General features: G+C 65.9%; 13 protein-coding genes. 4 read left to right on the top strand and 9 right to left on the bottom strand.

Annotation, left to right across the window (positions count from 1 at the left end):
- Window positions 1–13 precede the first annotated feature (13 nt).
- A complete protein-coding gene (locus tag QUD34_RS06270; RefSeq protein WP_286355742.1) occupies window positions 14–1,393 on the top strand; it encodes a peptide MFS transporter in 1,380 nt (459 codons plus the stop codon).
- 44 nt (window positions 1,394–1,437) lie between these two features.
- Window positions 1,438–1,842, top strand: coding sequence for a bacteriohemerythrin (locus QUD34_RS06265; protein WP_286355741.1), 405 nt, complete (start codon window positions 1,438–1,440; stop codon window positions 1,840–1,842).
- A gap of 62 nt (window positions 1,843–1,904) precedes the next feature.
- Here QUD34_RS06265 and QUD34_RS06260 read toward each other — a convergent pair whose 3' ends face one another.
- The 7 genes from QUD34_RS06260 to QUD34_RS06230 all read right to left on the bottom strand — a co-directional run bounded on the left by QUD34_RS06260 (window position 1,905) and on the right by QUD34_RS06230 (window position 8,297).
- Window positions 1,905–2,324: a CBS domain-containing protein gene (locus QUD34_RS06260; RefSeq protein WP_286355740.1), complete on the bottom strand. Its 420-nt coding sequence runs from the start codon at window positions 2,322–2,324 to the stop codon at window positions 1,905–1,907.
- A gap of 10 nt (window positions 2,325–2,334) precedes the next feature.
- Complete coding sequence (locus QUD34_RS06255; protein WP_286355739.1) at window positions 2,335–3,039, bottom strand: ABC transporter ATP-binding protein; 705 nt, start codon at window positions 3,037–3,039, stop codon at window positions 2,335–2,337.
- Window positions 3,032–3,751 carry an ABC transporter ATP-binding protein gene (locus QUD34_RS06250; RefSeq protein WP_286355738.1) on the bottom strand — a complete coding sequence of 240 codons (720 nt, stop codon included), beginning with the start codon at window positions 3,749–3,751 and terminating at the stop codon, window positions 3,032–3,034. Before QUD34_RS06250 ends, QUD34_RS06255 begins: the two co-directional genes overlap by 8 nt.
- The gene (locus tag QUD34_RS06245) at window positions 3,751–4,800 is read right to left on the bottom strand and encodes a branched-chain amino acid ABC transporter permease (protein WP_286355737.1); all 1,050 of its coding nucleotides are present in this window, start codon (window positions 4,798–4,800) and stop codon (window positions 3,751–3,753) included. The genes QUD34_RS06250 and QUD34_RS06245 overlap by 1 nt, the downstream gene beginning before the upstream one ends.
- Before the next feature lie 11 nt (window positions 4,801–4,811).
- A complete protein-coding gene (locus QUD34_RS06240) occupies window positions 4,812–5,681 on the bottom strand; it encodes a branched-chain amino acid ABC transporter permease (protein ID WP_286355736.1) in 870 nt (289 codons plus the stop codon).
- 66 nt (window positions 5,682–5,747) lie between these two features.
- Window positions 5,748–6,893, bottom strand: coding sequence for an ABC transporter substrate-binding protein (locus QUD34_RS06235; protein WP_286355735.1), 1,146 nt, complete (start codon window positions 6,891–6,893; stop codon window positions 5,748–5,750).
- A gap of 141 nt (window positions 6,894–7,034) precedes the next feature.
- Window positions 7,035–8,297 (bottom strand): porin, encoded by a 1,263-nt coding sequence (locus tag QUD34_RS06230; RefSeq protein WP_286355734.1) that lies wholly within the window; start codon window positions 8,295–8,297, stop codon window positions 7,035–7,037.
- Window positions 8,298–8,738: 441 nt separating this feature from the next.
- On the opposite strand from QUD34_RS06230, the gene QUD34_RS06225 reads away from it, so the two are divergent.
- Window positions 8,739–9,986: a porin gene (locus tag QUD34_RS06225; protein WP_286355733.1), complete on the top strand. Its 1,248-nt coding sequence runs from the start codon at window positions 8,739–8,741 to the stop codon at window positions 9,984–9,986.
- Window positions 9,987–10,056: 70 nt separating this feature from the next.
- On the opposite strand, the gene QUD34_RS06220 is transcribed toward QUD34_RS06225, so the two are convergent.
- A complete protein-coding gene (locus QUD34_RS06220; protein WP_286355732.1) occupies window positions 10,057–11,892 on the bottom strand; it encodes an acyl-CoA dehydrogenase in 1,836 nt (611 codons plus the stop codon).
- A 95-nt stretch (window positions 11,893–11,987) separates the two neighbouring features.
- The gene (locus QUD34_RS06215) at window positions 11,988–13,664 is read right to left on the bottom strand and encodes an AMP-binding protein (protein WP_286355731.1); all 1,677 of its coding nucleotides are present in this window, start codon (window positions 13,662–13,664) and stop codon (window positions 11,988–11,990) included.
- A gap of 163 nt (window positions 13,665–13,827) precedes the next feature.
- On the opposite strand from QUD34_RS06215, the gene QUD34_RS06210 reads away from it, so the two are divergent.
- On the top strand, window positions 13,828–16,272 hold the full coding sequence (locus QUD34_RS06210) for a GNAT family N-acetyltransferase (RefSeq protein ID WP_286355730.1): 2,445 nt from the start codon (window positions 13,828–13,830) through the stop codon (window positions 16,270–16,272).
- The last annotated feature ends 12 nt before the right edge of the window (window positions 16,273–16,284 follow it).

The following is a 16,284-nucleotide window of genomic DNA, read 5'->3' as shown; positions in this document are numbered from 1 at the left end:
CCGAAGGATGTTCATGAGCGAAGCCACCCAGGATCCCCGTCTGCTCGATGACCAGGGCATCGCGGGCCATCCGCGCGGCCTGATGGTCCTCTTCTTCACCGAGATGTGGGAGCGGTTCAGCTACTACGGCATGCGCGCGCTGCTCATCCTCTTCCTCGTGGCCCCCCCGGACAAGGGGGGGCTCGGGATGAGCGGCGTGAAGGCCGCCAGCATCTACGGCACCTACGAGATGTCCGTCTACCTCGCCAGCCTGCCGGGCGGCTGGGTGGCCGATCGGTGGCTCGGGCAACGGAAGGCGGTGGCCCTCGGCGCCGTGCTCATCGCCCTCGGGGAATTCATCCTCGCCGCCTCCGGAACGGTCGCCGTCTTCTACGGAGGACTCGCGGTGATCGTGGCCGGCACCGGCCTGCTCAAGACCAACTGCGCGACCCTCGTGGGCTCGCTCTATGCCGACAACGACGCCCGGCGCGATCCCGGTTTCACCATCTACTACATGGGGGTCAACCTCGGCGCCCTGATCGCCCCCATCATCTGCGGCTTCCTGGCGCAGGACCCGCGCTTCCTCGGCTTCCTGTCCCGCATCGGCCTTGCCACCACGAGCGGCTGGCGTTGGGGCTTCGGCGCGGCCGGCGTGGCCATGGTGCTGGGTCTCGTCCAGTTCGGGCTGCAGCAGCGGAAGTTTGGCGAGGCCGGGCTGAAACCGGGTTTCCAGCAGGTGGAACATGGGCACATCAGCACGCGGGAACCCCTCCGCCCCGAGGAGCGCAAGCGGCTGCTGGTGGTGGCCATCCTCTTCATCTTCTCGGTGATCTTCTGGATGACCTACCAGCAGGCCGGCTCCAGCCTCAACCTCTTCGCCGATCGCCTCACCCGCTCCGAGGTCTTCGGGTGGCATTTCCCCTCCACCTGGTTCCAGAGCGTCAACTCCGCCTGGCTGCTGCTCCTGGCCCCGCTCCTCTCCTGGCTATGGGTGAAGCTCGGCGACCGGGATCCCTCCAGCCCCGCCAAGTTCGCCCTGGGCCTGCTCTTCGTGGGCCTGGGCATGCTCCTGCTGGTCCCGGCGGCCAGGGTGGCGACCGGCGCGGCCCGCGTGGCGCCGTGGTGGCTGGTGGGCACCTACGGGCTCCACACGGTCGGGGAGCTGCTGCTGTCCCCCGTCGGCCTGAGCACCACCACCAAGCTGGCTCCGGCCCGGTACCAGGGCCTGATGATGGGGGTCTGGTATGTGTCCCTCGGCCTGGGCAGCAAGCTCGCCGGCAAGGTGGCAGGCCTCTTCGAGACCATGCCCCTCGCCCGCATCTATGGCAGTCTCTTCCTGGCCACGGCTTCCGCGGCGGTGATCCTGGCGCTCTTCACCCCCAGGATCAAGCGGCTCATGGGAGGCGTCCGGTAGTTTCCAGAAGCCGTGCCTGAACCATCCGCATCGAGGAGCCCGCCATGCCACTTGCCATCTGGAGCGACCGGTTCGCCACCGGGATCGACAGCATCGATCGTCAGCACCAGCAGCTCTTCACGGCGGTGAACCAGCTCCACGAAGCCTTCCGCCAGGGCCACGGCCAGGAGCAGGTCCAGAAGGCCATCGATTTCCTCCTCGACTACACGGTGGATCACTTCCGCACCGAGGAGGATCACATGCGGCGCCACGCCTACCAGGGCTACGCCGCCCATGCCGCCGCCCACGCCCGGCTGGTGGAGCGGGTGACCGGCCTGAAGGCGGACAGCGATGCCGGCCGTCCCGTGGCCATGGAGGTCACGACCCTCCTGGCGGACTGGCTGAAACACCACATCAGCGAAGTGGACTTGGCCTACATCGACTTCCTGAAGGCCAAACACCTCAAGTAGGCGCCTGGGCCCAGACGCAAAAAGGCGGGCCGATTCCGGCCCGCCTTTTTGGTGGAGGGTGATCACCGGGCCTTGGCGAATTCCACCACGGCCTTGAGCATGTCCCCCACCGACATGATGCCCACCAGCTTGCCCGTGCCATCCACCACGCAGAGCCCATAGAGCTTGTGGTCGAGGATGGCCTGGGCCGCCGTGGCGAGGTCCACATCCGGCGTGACGGTCCGGGGGTTCGGATTCATCACATCCTTCACCGGAGTCTTGGACAGCAGGTAGTGCACTTCCCAGGTATCCAGGGAGGTCGCCTTGCCCGGGGTGTAGTCCTTGATCATCCGCTCGGTGATCAGCCCGGTGAATTTGCCCTGGGCCATGACGGGCAGACGACGGATGCCCTTCTCCTTCATGAGGTGGATGGCCTCGATGATCGAGGCATCCTGCTCGATGGTGATGGGGTTTTTCGTCATCCACTTTTCGACGGTGGTCATTGGGGTCTCCTCACATGCCCAGGAAGGCTTTCTTGATGTGGTCGTTGTTGAGCAGTTCCTCGCCCGTGCCCGTCAGCACCACCCGCCCCGTCTCCATGACATAGGCCCGGTGGGCGATGCGGAGGGATTGGTAGACATTCTGCTCCACCAGAAGAATGGTAACGCCCTGCTTGTTGATGCCGGTGATGATGTCGAAGATGTTCTTCACCAGCAGGGGCGATAGACCCAGGGAGGGCTCGTCCAGCAGCAGCACCTTCGGGTTGGCCATGAGGCCCCGGGCGATGGCCAGCATCTGCTGCTCGCCGCCGGACATGGTGCCGCCCAGCTGCTTCTCCCGTTCCCTGAGACGGGGGAACAGCTCGAACACCCAGTCGATGTTCTTCTGGCGGTCCGGCCGGGTGGCCTTGACATAGGAGCCCATGCGGAGGTTCTCCATCACCGTCATCTCGGGAAAGATGCGGCGCCCCTCGGGAACCTGGACCAGCCCCGCCTCGACCACATGGTGCGGCTGCATCTTGCCGAGGTCCCTGCCCTGGAAGGTGATGCTCCCGGAGGTGGGCGTGACCAGGCGGGAGATGTTCTTGAGCGTGGTGGATTTTCCGGCCCCGTTGGCGCCGACCACGGTGACGATCTCGCCCTCGTGGACTTCCAGATCCACATCCCACAGGACTTTCAGATCGCCATACGCGAAGTTCAGCTTCTCGATCTTAAGCATGGCTCTCACCCAGGTAGGCATCGATCACGTCCTGGTTGCTCACCACCTCCTGCGGGGTGCCTTCGGTGAGCTTCTCACCTGAGGTGAGGACGACGATCCGGTCGGAAATGCGCATGATGGCCTTCATGTCGTGCTCGATGACCATCTGCGTGAGGCCGTGCTGCTTGATGTCGAGGATGAGCTGGATGATCTCCTCGCTTTCGGCGGGGTTCAGGCCGCCCATGACTTCGTCCAGCAGCAGGAGCTTCGGCTGGGTGGCGAGGGCGCGGGCCACCTCGAGCTTCTTCCGCTCCCCGATGGGCAGGCCGCCGGCGAGGAAATCCGCCCGGTGTTCCATGCGGACCACCTTCAGCTGCTCCATGGCCACCTCCCGAGCGGTCCTCAGGGAGGAGGTCCGTGCCAGGGCGCCCACCATCACATTGTCCACCACGGAGAGCTTGGCCAGGGGCCGGACCTTCTGCCAGGTCCGCACCATGCCCAGCTTGCAGACCTTGTCGGGCTGGAGCCCGTTCATGCGCCGGCCGTCGAAAATGACCTCGCCCTTGGATGGGGGATAGTAGCCGGTGATGCAGTTGAAGAGGGTGGTCTTGCCCGCACCGTTGGGCCCGATGAGGCCCATGATCATCCCCTCCTCCACGGCGAAGGAGACATTGGAATTGGCTGCCAGGCCGCCGAAAAACTTGCTGACGCTCTTGATTTCCAGGATGGCCATCAGACTGCCTCCCGCTTCCGGCGCATGGCCAGCTTCTTGACGAAGCCCATGAGCCCGTCCGGCATGAAGAGGATCACCAGCACCACGAGGATGCCGTAGAGCAGGACATGGGCGTGGGAGAGGTTCTCCTTGAGGAAGATCCCGATCCTCGAATCCGCGCTCACAAGGCCGATCTTCACCAGGCCCTCGGTGATCAGGTTGCTGCGCAGGGCCTCGGAGAGCGGTACGAGCACCAGGGATCCGAGCACCGGGCCCCACAGAGTGCCCATGCCACCGATGATACAGATGAGCATGATCTGGACGGACACATCCAGGCCCAGCACCGTGGGGGGATCCACGAAGCCGACATAGATGCCGTAGAAGCTTCCGGCCAGCGAGGTCAGGATGGCCGAGATGACCAGGCCGATGTTCTTGTAGAGGGCGATGTGGATGCCCAGGGAATGGGCGGCGTCCTGGTCCTCCCGGATGGCCTGGAAGTAGTAGCCCAGCTTGGAGTGCTGCACCAGCCAGGTGATGGCGATGGTGAGCAGGACCAGGAACAGGCCGATGTAGTAGAAGGGCACCTTGGTGAGGAAGTCCGTCACCACCCGCTCGCCGATCTTGAAGGCGGGGATCTCGGTGGCCAGGATGCCCTCGGCCCCATTGGTGAGAGTGGTCAGGTTGATGGCCGACAGGCGGAGGATCTCCGCCACCGCGATGGAGGCCAGCACGAAGTAGGGGCCGCGCAGGCGGAAGCAGATGCTGCCGATGGCCAGCGCCACCACGACCACCAGGCCCACGCCGGCCCAGACGCCGATCCAGGGCACGATCTGCCAGGTGTGCATGAGCATCATGGTGGTGTAGGCCCCCACGCCGAAGTAGGCGGCATGACCCACGGAATGCTGGCCGGCGTACCCGCCGAGGATGTTCCAGCTCTGCCCCTGCGACACGCTCAGGAAGAGCAGGATCATCATGTGCAGAGCGTAGGGGCTCTGCATGTACCGGGGGAGGACCAGCAGAGAGGCCAGCACGAGCAGGCCGGCGGCGGACTTGAGGATGGTCTTGGTCATGGTCGTCCCCCTCAGGTCCGCGACTTGCCCATCAGGCCCGAGGGCTTGAAGAGGAGCACCAGCAGGAAGAGCACGAAGACCACCACATCCTTCCAGCCGGAGGAGATGTAGACCGCACTCATGGATTCGGTGATGCCGATCAGCACGCCGCCCAGCGTCGCTCCGACCACGCTGCCCATGCCACCGAGCACCGTGATGACGAAGGCCTTCAGCGTGAACACCCCGCCCACCTGGGGGAAGATGTAATAGGTCGGGGAGATGAGCGCGCCGGCCGTGCCCGCCAGGGCGGAGCCGAGACCGAAGGCGATGATGGACATCCGTTTCACATTGATGCCCATCAGCTGCGCCGCATCCCGATCCTGGGAAGTGGCCCGGATGGCCTGGCCCGTGTCCGTCTTCAGCAGGAACCAGCCCAGGGCCGCCGTGATGGCAGCCGTGATCAGGAACGAGATCAGCAGCGGCGTGGAGATCGAGACCCCACCGCCCACCTGGATGGTGGAGGAGGAATAGGAGGTCGTGAGGATCTTGTAGTCCGAGGTGAAGATCAACATCACCGTGTTGCTCATGACGAGCCCGAGACCGATGGTCAGGAGGATCTGGTTCTGGGCGACGGCGCTGAGCACGCGGTTGATGAAGGTCTTCTGGAGGAAGCCCCCGAAGAGGAACATCAGCGGGAAGCTGATGAGCACGGACACGAAGGGATCGATGCCCAGGATCGTGAACAGCAGGTAGGTGAGGTACATCCCCACCATCATGATGTCGCCGTGGGCGAAGTTGACGACCCGCATCACGCCGAAGATGAGCGTGAGACCGATGCCGATGAGCGCGTACACCCCGCCGATCAGGATGCCGCTGATGAGGGATTGAAGAAAGACGGCCATGGGTGGGTGGTACTCCGGGGGGTGGAAAAGGGGGCGCCAGATGGCGCCCCCCATTTCAGGTTGGACTTACTTCCACTTGGGGAAGGGGTAGACCGCCTTCTTCGTGGCGAACTGGGAAGGCAGCACCGTCTCGTAGCTCCCGGAGAGGATCTGCTGCACGAGCATCTGGTGATTGTTCTGGTTCGTGAAGCCGTCGTAATCGGCGAACTTGACCTCGCCCATCACGCCATTCCACTTGCCGTTCTTCAGCCCCTCGCGGGTCTTCGCGCGATCACCGCCGGCATTCCGGGCGGTCTCGGCCATGATCACCATCGAAGCGTAGGCGCAGGCCGCGTGATAGGTGGGTTCCTTGCCAAACTTGGCCTTGTAGCGGGCCCCGAATTCCTTCGCACCCGGCCAGTTCACATCGTTGGTCCACTGGGTGCAGGAGATGACGCTCTCGGAGATCGCGCGCTCCTTCGCGAACTCCACGGTGGTGAATCCGGCACCGGCGCCCAGGAAGGCCTGGGGCTGAAGGCCCACTTCCTTGGACTGCCGCATGAGGAGGATGGCGTCGGCGACATAGGACACCATGAACACCAGGTCGGGATTCTTGGATTTCACCTTCGCGAGGGTCGAGCGGTAGTCCGCGGCGCCCTTGGGATAGGGCTCATCGGCCACCACCTGGATGCCCTTCTTGGCCACATAGTCCTTGGCGGTCTTGGTGGTGGAGGTCCCGAAGTCCGTGTTCTCGTAGACGAAGGCGATGGTCTTCGGCTTGCCGAGGCTCACGGCGGCATCGATGAGGCTGGACGCGTACTGATCCGCGGGGGCGTTCATGCGGAAGACATGCTTCAGCCCCTGGCGGGTGATCTCCTCCTTGGCCGCGGCGGGGATGAGCAGCGGCACCCGGTACTTCTCCGCCAGCTTGGCGACGGCGTTGGAGCAGGCCGAGGTGTAGGGGCCCACCACGCCCACCACATTGTCCCGGGTGGCCAGCTTCTCCATGGCGCTCATGGAGATCTGAGGCTTGCCCGTGTCGTCCTCCCACACCAGCTGGAGGTTGATGCCCTTCTTCTTGAGGTCCTCCTCGGCGAGCTTGATGCCGTTGGTGATGTTCTCTCCGATGGGCGCCTCGGGGCCGCTCATGGAATTGATGACGCCGATCTTCTGCGCCAGGAGACAGGGAGAGAGGGCGAGAGTCGCGCCCAGGGCCAAGAGGTGCTTTCGCATGGCAGCTCCGGTTCAAAAGAGATGTTGGTGGAATGTATGGGAATACTACACTCATCCGGCCAAAAAAAGCCACGGAACTCGTGGGGGGCACCCAAAAGTTCCGTGGCTTGGTACTGAGAAGGATCAGCTACGAATGCTGGCTCAGTAGGACAGCATGATCGAGGCGACGATGCTGTTGCCGCCCTGCTCACCGGTCTGGCCCGCGCGCGGGGTCAGGAAGTTGTCGCTGCGCTTGACGAAGTCCAGCTTCAGCTTGCCGGCGGCCTGCTTGGTGGGGATGAACACATAGTTGTAGCCCACGGTGATTTCCGTGTACTTCGGGCTGTAATCGGCGGTGGCCGTCTTGTAGGGGCTGGTTGCCGTGTACCAGTCGTCGCCGGAGTTGTAGTTCAGCACATCGTAGCGGGCTGTGATCCAGTGGTTGCCCATCTTGTAGGCGCCGTCCACCACATAGCCGGCGAACTTCTGGTCGAGGTGCTCGCGGAGAGGAGCGGCAGCCGCGGTGAAGAGGGTCGGGTAGCGGCGGCCCAGGAGGCCGGTGGCGTACTCGGCGCTGGCCTGCCAGGTGTCGTTCTTGAAGGCGTAGTAGATGCCCTGGAGGGTGGTCTTGTCCTTGTTGTCCTTGATCTGGGCGGCGGTGGGAGCGCCCACGGTCCAGGTCGCGGGAACCGTGGCCGTCACCAGGGTGGAATCCTTCAGGCCGGTCACGCCTTCGCGGTAGTAGAAGCCGAACTTGTGGGCGGCGCCGTAGCCACCCTCGAAGCGGAAGGTGTAGTCCTTCTGGGCGTTGCCGGAGCCGGCCAGCGTGTTCTCGTTGTTCTTGCCGCCGCTGCCGTCATCGGTGGTGCCGTTGGAGATGGCGACATTCAGCTTGCCCTGGAAGCCCTTGGGATCACCGTAGGCGTAGCTGGCCCAGATGCCGCGGTCGCGGGCATCCCCGAACTTGCGGTTGATCTGGTTGCGCTCGAAGAAGAGGATCTCCCGGGCGGCGACCATGGTGGCTTCATAGGTGGTCGGCATCTTGAACTGGCCGGCCTTCAGGGCGAAGCCCTTGATGGGGGCCCAGGTCATGACGAAGTCCTGGAGGACGGCGTTGGGCACGGCGGTGGTGTTGCTGTTGTTCGGATCGAACATCACATTCCAGCTGATGGTGTCCGTCACGGTGCCGCTCATGTAGATTTCAGCGCGCTTGACGGCGAAACCGTTCTCCTGGAAGCGGGAATCGAGGCCGTAGTACTTGGATGCACCGGCCGCGGCCGTGGTGTTGAGGCGCAGGTTGCTGTCCATCATCTGGGTGGCCCAGAACTCCATCAGGAGGCCGTCGATCTTGACGGTGGGGGTCTGGGCCTGGGCGAATCCGGCTGCGAGCAGCGCGGCGACACCGGCGAGGCGGGAAATCTTCATGGGTAGGCTCCTGTTGGAGAGGGTTGGGGGGATGGTGGAGGTGGAAGGTGAGGATGATGACGGTGGGAGCAACTGGTCAGACCACCTGATGTCCCAGACACCAGTCGACCAATCTCTAAGAGTGGATCAAACGGATTCAAGCTAAACGCGGGAAATCCCCTCGTCTATCAAAAACGACCGAAAAGTTCCCCCCCTTGTGATGAAGGACACAAAGCTGTCGGGACTTCCTTGTAATGAACGGGTTGCGACTCACGGGGAGCACCGCCACCCTCCTCCACGATTGGGCTCGGCGCCCCTTCCGGCTCCGCCGCGCAGCCAGTCAAATACCGGCTCCAGAAGGAATTCACCCACCGGGCACAGCTCTTCCGCAGCGCCTTCCTCGAAATGTCACACCAGGTCGGGAACCTTGCTCCACCAGGCCTTAGGCCTCAAGGAGACCCCATGAAGCGCATCCCCACCCTCGGCCTGGCCGCCCTCGCCGCCCTGCCCCTCTCGGCCCAGACGGCGAAAATCGGCGGCGACATCCAGCTCTGGTACACCCAGATGATGGACAGCAACCTCCGGTACAACAGCTCGGCTCCCGGCGGGTACTACAACCTCCGCAGCGAGTTCAAGGAGAACACCCTGACCGTCCGCCGCGCGGAGATCAAGGTCTCCGGGAACCTGCTCGAGGGCATCGACTACGAGGTCATGTTCGACCCTTCCATCTCGACCGGGACGACCAACCCCATGATCCTCCAGGACGCCTTCCTCACCTGGAAGCCCGCGCCCGGAATCGATGTGAAGGCCGGGCAGTTCAAGAACCTCCAGACCTATGAGGGCCTGACCAGCTCCACCGAAATCCTCTTCGCGGAGCGCAGCCAGCTGGGGCGCACCTTCGGCGACAAGCGGGACCGCGGCGTGGCCTTCGGCGCCAGCTTCGGCGACCCCAAGGACTTTTCCGGCAAGGCCACGGTGGCCGTGTTCAACGGGATGAATGATGCCATTGCCGGCAAGGCCAACGATGCCAATGCCGCGAAGGACTTCGTCGTCCGCCTCGACTTTGCCCTCGGCAAGGCCCAGAAATTCGGGGTGTACACCCTGCAGGGCTCCACCGATGTGCCCGACAAGGGCAATCCTCCCGCCTCCATCGCCGCCAACCCCGGCGGGGCGTGGCCTTCCCAGGCCGCCATCTACGACAGCAAGGACAAGACCACCAACCTGGGCGCGTTCTACGCCTACCAGGACGGCACCTGGACCATCACCGCCGAGTACATGACGGGGCTGCTCGGCCGCCGCTTCGCCACCCTGGCCGCCAGTGCGCCCACCGCGAAGCGCGAGCACCTCGACCAGAAGTTCACCGGCTACTACCTCACCGGCGGCTACACCACCGGTAACCACACCTTCCTGGCGCGGTACGACCTGATGAACATGAACAGCGGCGACCAGTGGTACACGGCCTACAACCCCTACACCCAGAGCGCCCCCGGGACGCCCCTCCTGGTGAACGGGGCTCCCGTGGACTACACCCCCAAGTTCACCGAGGCCACCCTGGGCTACACCTACGCCTGGATCCCCGCGAAGGCCAAGGTCGCCAACTTCAAGCTCAACTACATCGCCCGCAGCAAGAACTTCCTGAAGCCCTTCGGCACCCAGACCGGCGAGCAGGGTGGCAACACCCTCGTGGCAGCCTTCCTGGTCGCGTTCTGACCTCGACGCCCCTCCTGAAAAGAAAAAGGCCCCTGATCACTCAGGGGCCTTTTCGTGCCAGGAGAGCAGTCTAGAAGACCGCCTCCATGGGCGCCGTCTCCCCCGCCTGGAGCGCCACCGCATGGGCCGCCACCAGGGGCAGGCCCCGGTGGGCGAAGTGGATCGCGGCCTGGACCTTGTTCTGGTAGAAGGCCGCGTCGCGGCTGCCCGCCAGAAGGGCCTGGACCGCGGGCCGGTCCGCCGGATCCACTCCCCGGGCCTGAAGGAGCTCAAGGCCCTTCTGCTTCGCCAGGGCGGCCTGCTGAAGCAGGAGGTGGCCCGCCACCACATGGCCGAGCATGTCCAGGATGGGAACGGCATTCAGGACCGTCAGCAGCTGGGCGTTCTCGCGGGCGGGAACACCCTGGAGCACGCCGCCCAGGGCCTTCACCGCGTCCGCCAGCTGCCGGGCGGAAGCGCCGAGGACCGGGTCCGACGCCAGGGTCTGGGCCGTGGCACCCGCGAGGCCCAGCAGGTGCTTCACGGGACGCCCCTCCTGCATCCGGAACTTGCGGCCGACGAGATCCAGGGCCTGGATTCCGTTCGTGCCTTCATAAATTGACGCGATCTTGCAGTCCCGGAGGTACTGCTCCGCCGGGTAGTCCATGGTGTAGCCGTACCCCCCGAAGGTCTGCAGCGCCCATTCGGTGACGCGGAAGCCCCAGTCCGAGCACCAGGCCTTGCAGACCGGCGTGAACAGCTCGACGAGCCCCTGCCAGCGGTCGTGGTCCTCCCCCACCGTGATGTGCGCCATGTCCATGCACCAGCCCGTGTAGGACACCATGGCCCGCATGGCCTGCACATAGGCGGCCTGCATGAGGAGCATCCGCCGCACATCCGGGTGCTCGATGATGAGGGACTGGCCCGCCCCCTTGCCCGCGCTGGGACCGCGGCCCTGGAGGCGCTCCTTCGCATAGGCCAGGGCGGCCTGATGCGCGGCGGAGGCATTGCCCAGGCCCTGGACGCCGACCTCGTACCGCGCGGCGTTCATCATCTGGAACATGTGGGCGAGCCCCTGTTCCTCCTGGCCCAGGAGGAAGCCCTGGCAGCCACCATTGGTGCCGAACACCAGGCTGCAGGTGGGCGAACCGTGGATGCCCAGCTTGTGCTCGATCCCGGCGCAGGCGACATCGTTGGCCGCGCCCAGGGAACCATCCGGGTTCACGCGGACCTTCGGCACCACGAACAGGCTGAGGCCCTTGGGCCCGGCCGGGGCGCCCGGCGTCCGCGCCAGCACGGCGTGGATGATGTTCGGCGTCAGCTCGTGATCGCCGCTGGTGATGAAGATCTTCTCCCCGGTGATGAGGTACGAGCCGTCGCCCTGCTTCACGGCCTTGGTGGTGAGCGCGCCCAGATCGCTGCCGGCCCCGGCCTCGGTGAGGCACATGGTGCCGGTCCACTCCCCGGTGTACATCCGCTCGCAGTAGGTGGCCTTGAGGTCATCGCTCCCGAAGACCTCGATCAGGTGGGCGGCGCCGCGGGTGAGCAGCGCCTTGAGGCCCAGGGCCGTGTTCGCCCCCATGAGGAACTCGCTGATGCCGGTTCCCACGGATTCAGGAAGCCCCATGCCGCCGAATTCCGGACTCATGGTGGCGCTGATCCAGCCGCCCGAAGCCAGGTCCTGGAAGGCCCCGGCAAAGCCCTCGGGCAGCTTCACCTTCCCGTTCTCGAACTGGGCGCCGACCCGGTCCCCCACTTCGTTGCAGGCGGCGACGCTGCCCCGCGCCACCTTCAGGGCCTCGTCCAGCACCATGCCCAGCTGATCCCGGTCCACCTCTTCGTAGGGGCCGGCCTTCAGCAGGGCGTCGAGGTCGAGCCACTCAAAGAGGTTGAACCGGACATCACGATCATCGTCGAGGTATTTCATGGGGCCTCCCGAAGGCAATGGATGAGTAGGGACATCATGCGACAAGCCGCCCTCGCCAGGCGCACCTACCCCAGGTCACATCGGCTCTGCCCGGGTCACTTCAGTTCCGGGAACTGCTCCTCGCGGAATTCCGTGGGCGAATGGGTCTGTTCCGCCGCCCGCTTCCGAAGTTCCACGCGCCGGATCTTGCCGGAGATGGTCTTCGGGAGATCGCCGAACTCGAGGATCCGGATGCGCTTGTAGGGCGAGAGCCGCTCGCGGATGAACCGGAACAGCGCCAGGGCCGTGGCCCGGTCGGGTTCACAGCCGGACCGGAGGATGATGTAGGCCTTGGGGACGGCCAGCTTCAGCGGATCCGGGCTGGGCACCACGGCGGCCTCGGCCACGAATTCGTGCTCGATGAGGAAGGATTCGAGTTCAAATGGGCTGATCCGGTAGTCGGAACTCTTGAAGACATCATCCGCCCGCCCCACGAAGAACAGGTAGCCGTCCGGATCCCGGGTGGCCACATCGCCGGTGCGGTAGAACCCCTCCGCCTCGGCCTTCTGCATCTTGGAGGGGTCATCCTTGTACCCGGCCATGAGCCCCAGGGGCCGGGGATCGAGTTTCAGGGCGATCTCGCCCTCTTCGGCCTCCTTGCCGTCCAGGTCCAGCAGCACCACGGCATAGCCCGGCAGGGGAAGGCCCATGGATCCCGACTTCACGGGCAGGCCCGGCGAATTCCCCACCAGGGCCGAAGTCTCCGTCTGGCCGTAGCCATCGCGGATGGTGAGGCCCCAGGCCTTCTCCACCTGGCTGATGACTTCGGGGTTCAGGGGCTCGCCCGCGCCCACCAGGGCCCTCAGGCGGACCTTGTACGAGGCGAGATCCTCCTGGATGAACAGGCGCCACACGGTGGGGGGAGCGCACAGGGTCGTGACGCCCTTGTCCACGATGACCTTGAGGGTGGCCGCCGCGCTGAACCGGGCGGACCGGTAGACGAAGATGCAGGCCCCCGCGTTCCAGGGCGCGAAGAAGCTGCTCCAGGCATGCTTCGCCCAGCCGGGGGAGCTGATGTTGTAGTGGATGTCGCCTTCCTTGAGCCCGACCCAGTACATCGTGGTGAGGTGGCCCACGGGATAGGACTGGTGCGTATGGAGCACCAGCTTGGGCTTGGCCGTCGTCCCCGAGGTGAAGTAGAGCAGCATGGGATCCGTGGCCCGGGTGGGCTCATCGGGCGCGTAGGTCTCGGCCCCCTCGTACAACGCCGTGACGCCATGCCAGCCGGGCACCTCGCCCCCCACGCTGATGCGGGTCAGGCCTGGATCCATGCCCTCGAACTTGGCCGTCTGCGCGGCATCCACCACCAGATGCCTGATGCCGCCCCGTTCGATGCGGTCCTGCAGGTCCGCCTGGGAGAGCAGGAGGGTGGACGGGACGAGGACGGCCCCCAGCTTGATGCAGGCCAGCATGATCTCCCAGAGCGGCAGGACATTGTCCAGCATGATGAGCACGCCGTCGCCGCGCCGGACGCCCATGGCCCGCAGCGCATTGGCCACCTGGTTGCTGCGCCGGGAGAGTTCCTCGAAGCTGACCTTCACCTCGCTGCCGTTCTCCTCCACGATCCACAGGGCGGGCTGGTGGTTGCCCTGGGCGTAGGCATCGAAGTGGTCCAGCGCCCAGTTGAAGGTCTCCAGGGCCGGCCAGCGGAAGGCGCGGAGGGCCGCAGCCCGGTCATCCCGGTGCTGGAACAATACATTCCGGGCCTGGAGGAACGCTTCGCGTCCATTCATGGGACTCTCCTGGTGGCTGGGGTGATAGGCCAATTTAGAGTGGCGCCGGTCGACCGTCCAGGACCAAACACGACGCGCGGGACAAGAAAGATGGCCCTGGCGCGGGAGTCCGGGGCCGGCCCATGGTAGGGTGGTCGCGTCCTAGCGGATCCACGAGGCTCCTGTGTTCAGCATCATCTCTGACGGCGCAGGTTACCGGGAGTTCGTCCTCTTGAAGGATGGCCAGGGGATCCTCCTCAGAACCGCCCTCCCCGAGGATGTGGAACGGGTGGAGGCCTTCATCCGCGGACTCTCCCGGGAGACCCTGGCCATGCGGTTCATGGGCGGCATCGCGGGCGTATCCCGGACCTACATCGAGGAACTCTGCGACGAAAGCCCCCACCGGCGGGCCTGCCTGCTGGCCGTGGAGGGCGACGAGGCCGACCAGCGGGTGCTCGGGCTGGGCAACTACATCGGCAAGGGGGGCGCCGTCGCCGAAGTCGGCTTCATGGTCGCCGAGCCGCACCAGGGCCGGGGCATCAGCACACTGCTGCTCGAACGCCTGGCCGGGCTCGCCGCCGGCGCGGGCTATGTGGGCTTCGAGGCCGATGTGCTCTACGGGAACGAGAAGATGACGAATGTGTTCCGCGACTCGGGTTTCGAGACCCGCCGGGCCATGGAGGGCGGCATCATCCATGTGGAATTCCCCCTCAGCGCCCCCCAGGCGCAGCGGGAGCGGGCGGAGATGCGCGAGCGGGTGGCCGCGGCCAATTCCCTGGTGCCCCTCCTCCGGCCAAGGACGGTGGCCGTGGTGGGCGCCTCGCGCGATCCTGCCTCCATCGGCAATGCCATCTTCCGCCACATCCTCCAGAGCCGCTTCAAGGGCACGGTCTATCCGGTGAACCCGAAGGCCCAGGCCATCGAGGGCGTGCAGGCCCATGCCTCCCTCGAGTCCCTGCCGGACTCGCCGGACCTGGTGGTCCTGGCGGTTCCCGCCACCAAGGTGATTCCGCTGGCCAAGGAGGCCCTCGACAAGGGGGCCCGGGGCCTGCTCGTCCTGGCCGCGGGCTTCGCCGAGACGGGCCCGGAGGGGGCCCGGCGCCAGGAGCGCCTGGTTCGGCTGGTGCGCAGCCGCGGGGCCCGGCTGGTGGGGCCCAACTGTCTCGGGCTGCTGAACACGAATGCGATGGTCCAGTTGAATGCCAGCCTGGCCACGGCCATGCCGCCCCGCGGCCGGGTGGGATTCTTCAGCCATTCCGCGGCCCTGGGGGTGGTGATCCTGCAGTACGCCGCCGAGCGGGGGCTGGGATTCTCCACTTTCGTGTCGGCCGGAAACCGCGCGGATGTCTCGGGGAACGACCTGCTCCAGTACTGGGAGGAGGATCCGGACACGGATGTGGCCCTGCTCTACCTGGAGACCTTCGGGAACCCCCGCCGCTTCGCCCGGCTGGCCCGCCGGATCTCGCGCCGGAAACCCGTGCTGTGCGTCAAGAGCGCCCGCAGCCACGCCGGGCGGCGCATGGCCCAGGCGCACATCGCCGCCAGCCCCCGGAACGACGCCGAGGTGGAAGCCCTGTTCCACCAGGCGGGCGTGATCCGCGCCGACACCCTGGAAGAGCTCTTCGACATCGCCCTGCTGCTCTCGCATCAACCACTGCCCCGGGGGAACCGCGTGGCCGTGGTCAGCAATTCCGGCGGGGTGGCGACCATCTGCGCGGACGCCTGCGAATCCCGCGGCATGCGCATCTCGGGGCCGGGCGTCGTGGATCTGCACGCCCTGGCCACGGCGGAGCACTACGAGCGGGCCTGCCTGGAGGCGCTCGAGCACCCGGAGGTGGACGCCCTCATCGCCACCTTCGCCTGCGTGGGAGCCTGCGATCCCGCCACCGTGGCCCGCGCCATCCGCCGGGCCGCCGTGCGCGCCGAGCGCAGCACCGGCATCGCCAAGCCGACCCTGCTCTCGCTGATGGGCGTCAGCGGCGCCGTGCCCGTGGGCGCCGCGTCCCAGCACGGACAGGGCGGCGTACACCGCACCTTCCCCTCGTACCGGTTCCCGGAATCGGCCGCGCTGGCGCTTTCCAAGGTGGTGGAGTACGCCCATGTCCGCCTGCAGCCCCCCGGCCGGATCCTGGCCTACGACGGACTGGAAGCCGGAGAGGCCCGGCAGACCGTGGAGCGCCACCTCGAGGAGGCCCCGCCGCAGACACCTTCCGCCTTCACGGAGGCGCAATCCAGGGATCTCCTGAAATGCTTCGGCATCGCCGTCGCAGAATCCCTTCCCATCGATCCCGCCACCCGGAGCGCCCAGGTGGTCCTGAGCCTCTCGGCGGATCCGGATTTCGGCCCCATCTGGCGGTTCCGGCGCCACAGCGTGGGTTCCATCCTCCGCATCACCCCCCTCACGGATCTCGACATCGCCGATGTGATCGCCAGGCTCCACCTGCCTCCGGCCTGCGGGCTGGCCGAGACCCTGGGCCGCCTCACCCAGCTGGTGGAGGAGCTGCCCTGGATCTCCACGCTGGAAGCCCAGGTCGCGGTCCCCCTGGGCGAGGCCGCACCCCCCGGCGCCCTTCCCCTGCAGCCCGGCCTGACCATGGCGTTCTCGCAGGTCGGTTTCCGCACGCCTTGAAACAGGAGGCAG

The sequence above is a fragment of the Geothrix oryzae genome, from assembly GCF_030295385.1.
Classification (GTDB): domain Bacteria; phylum Acidobacteriota; class Holophagae; order Holophagales; family Holophagaceae; genus Geothrix; species Geothrix oryzae.
Note: the sequence above shows the minus strand (reverse complement) of the source record. Positions and strands in the feature narration are given on the sequence as shown.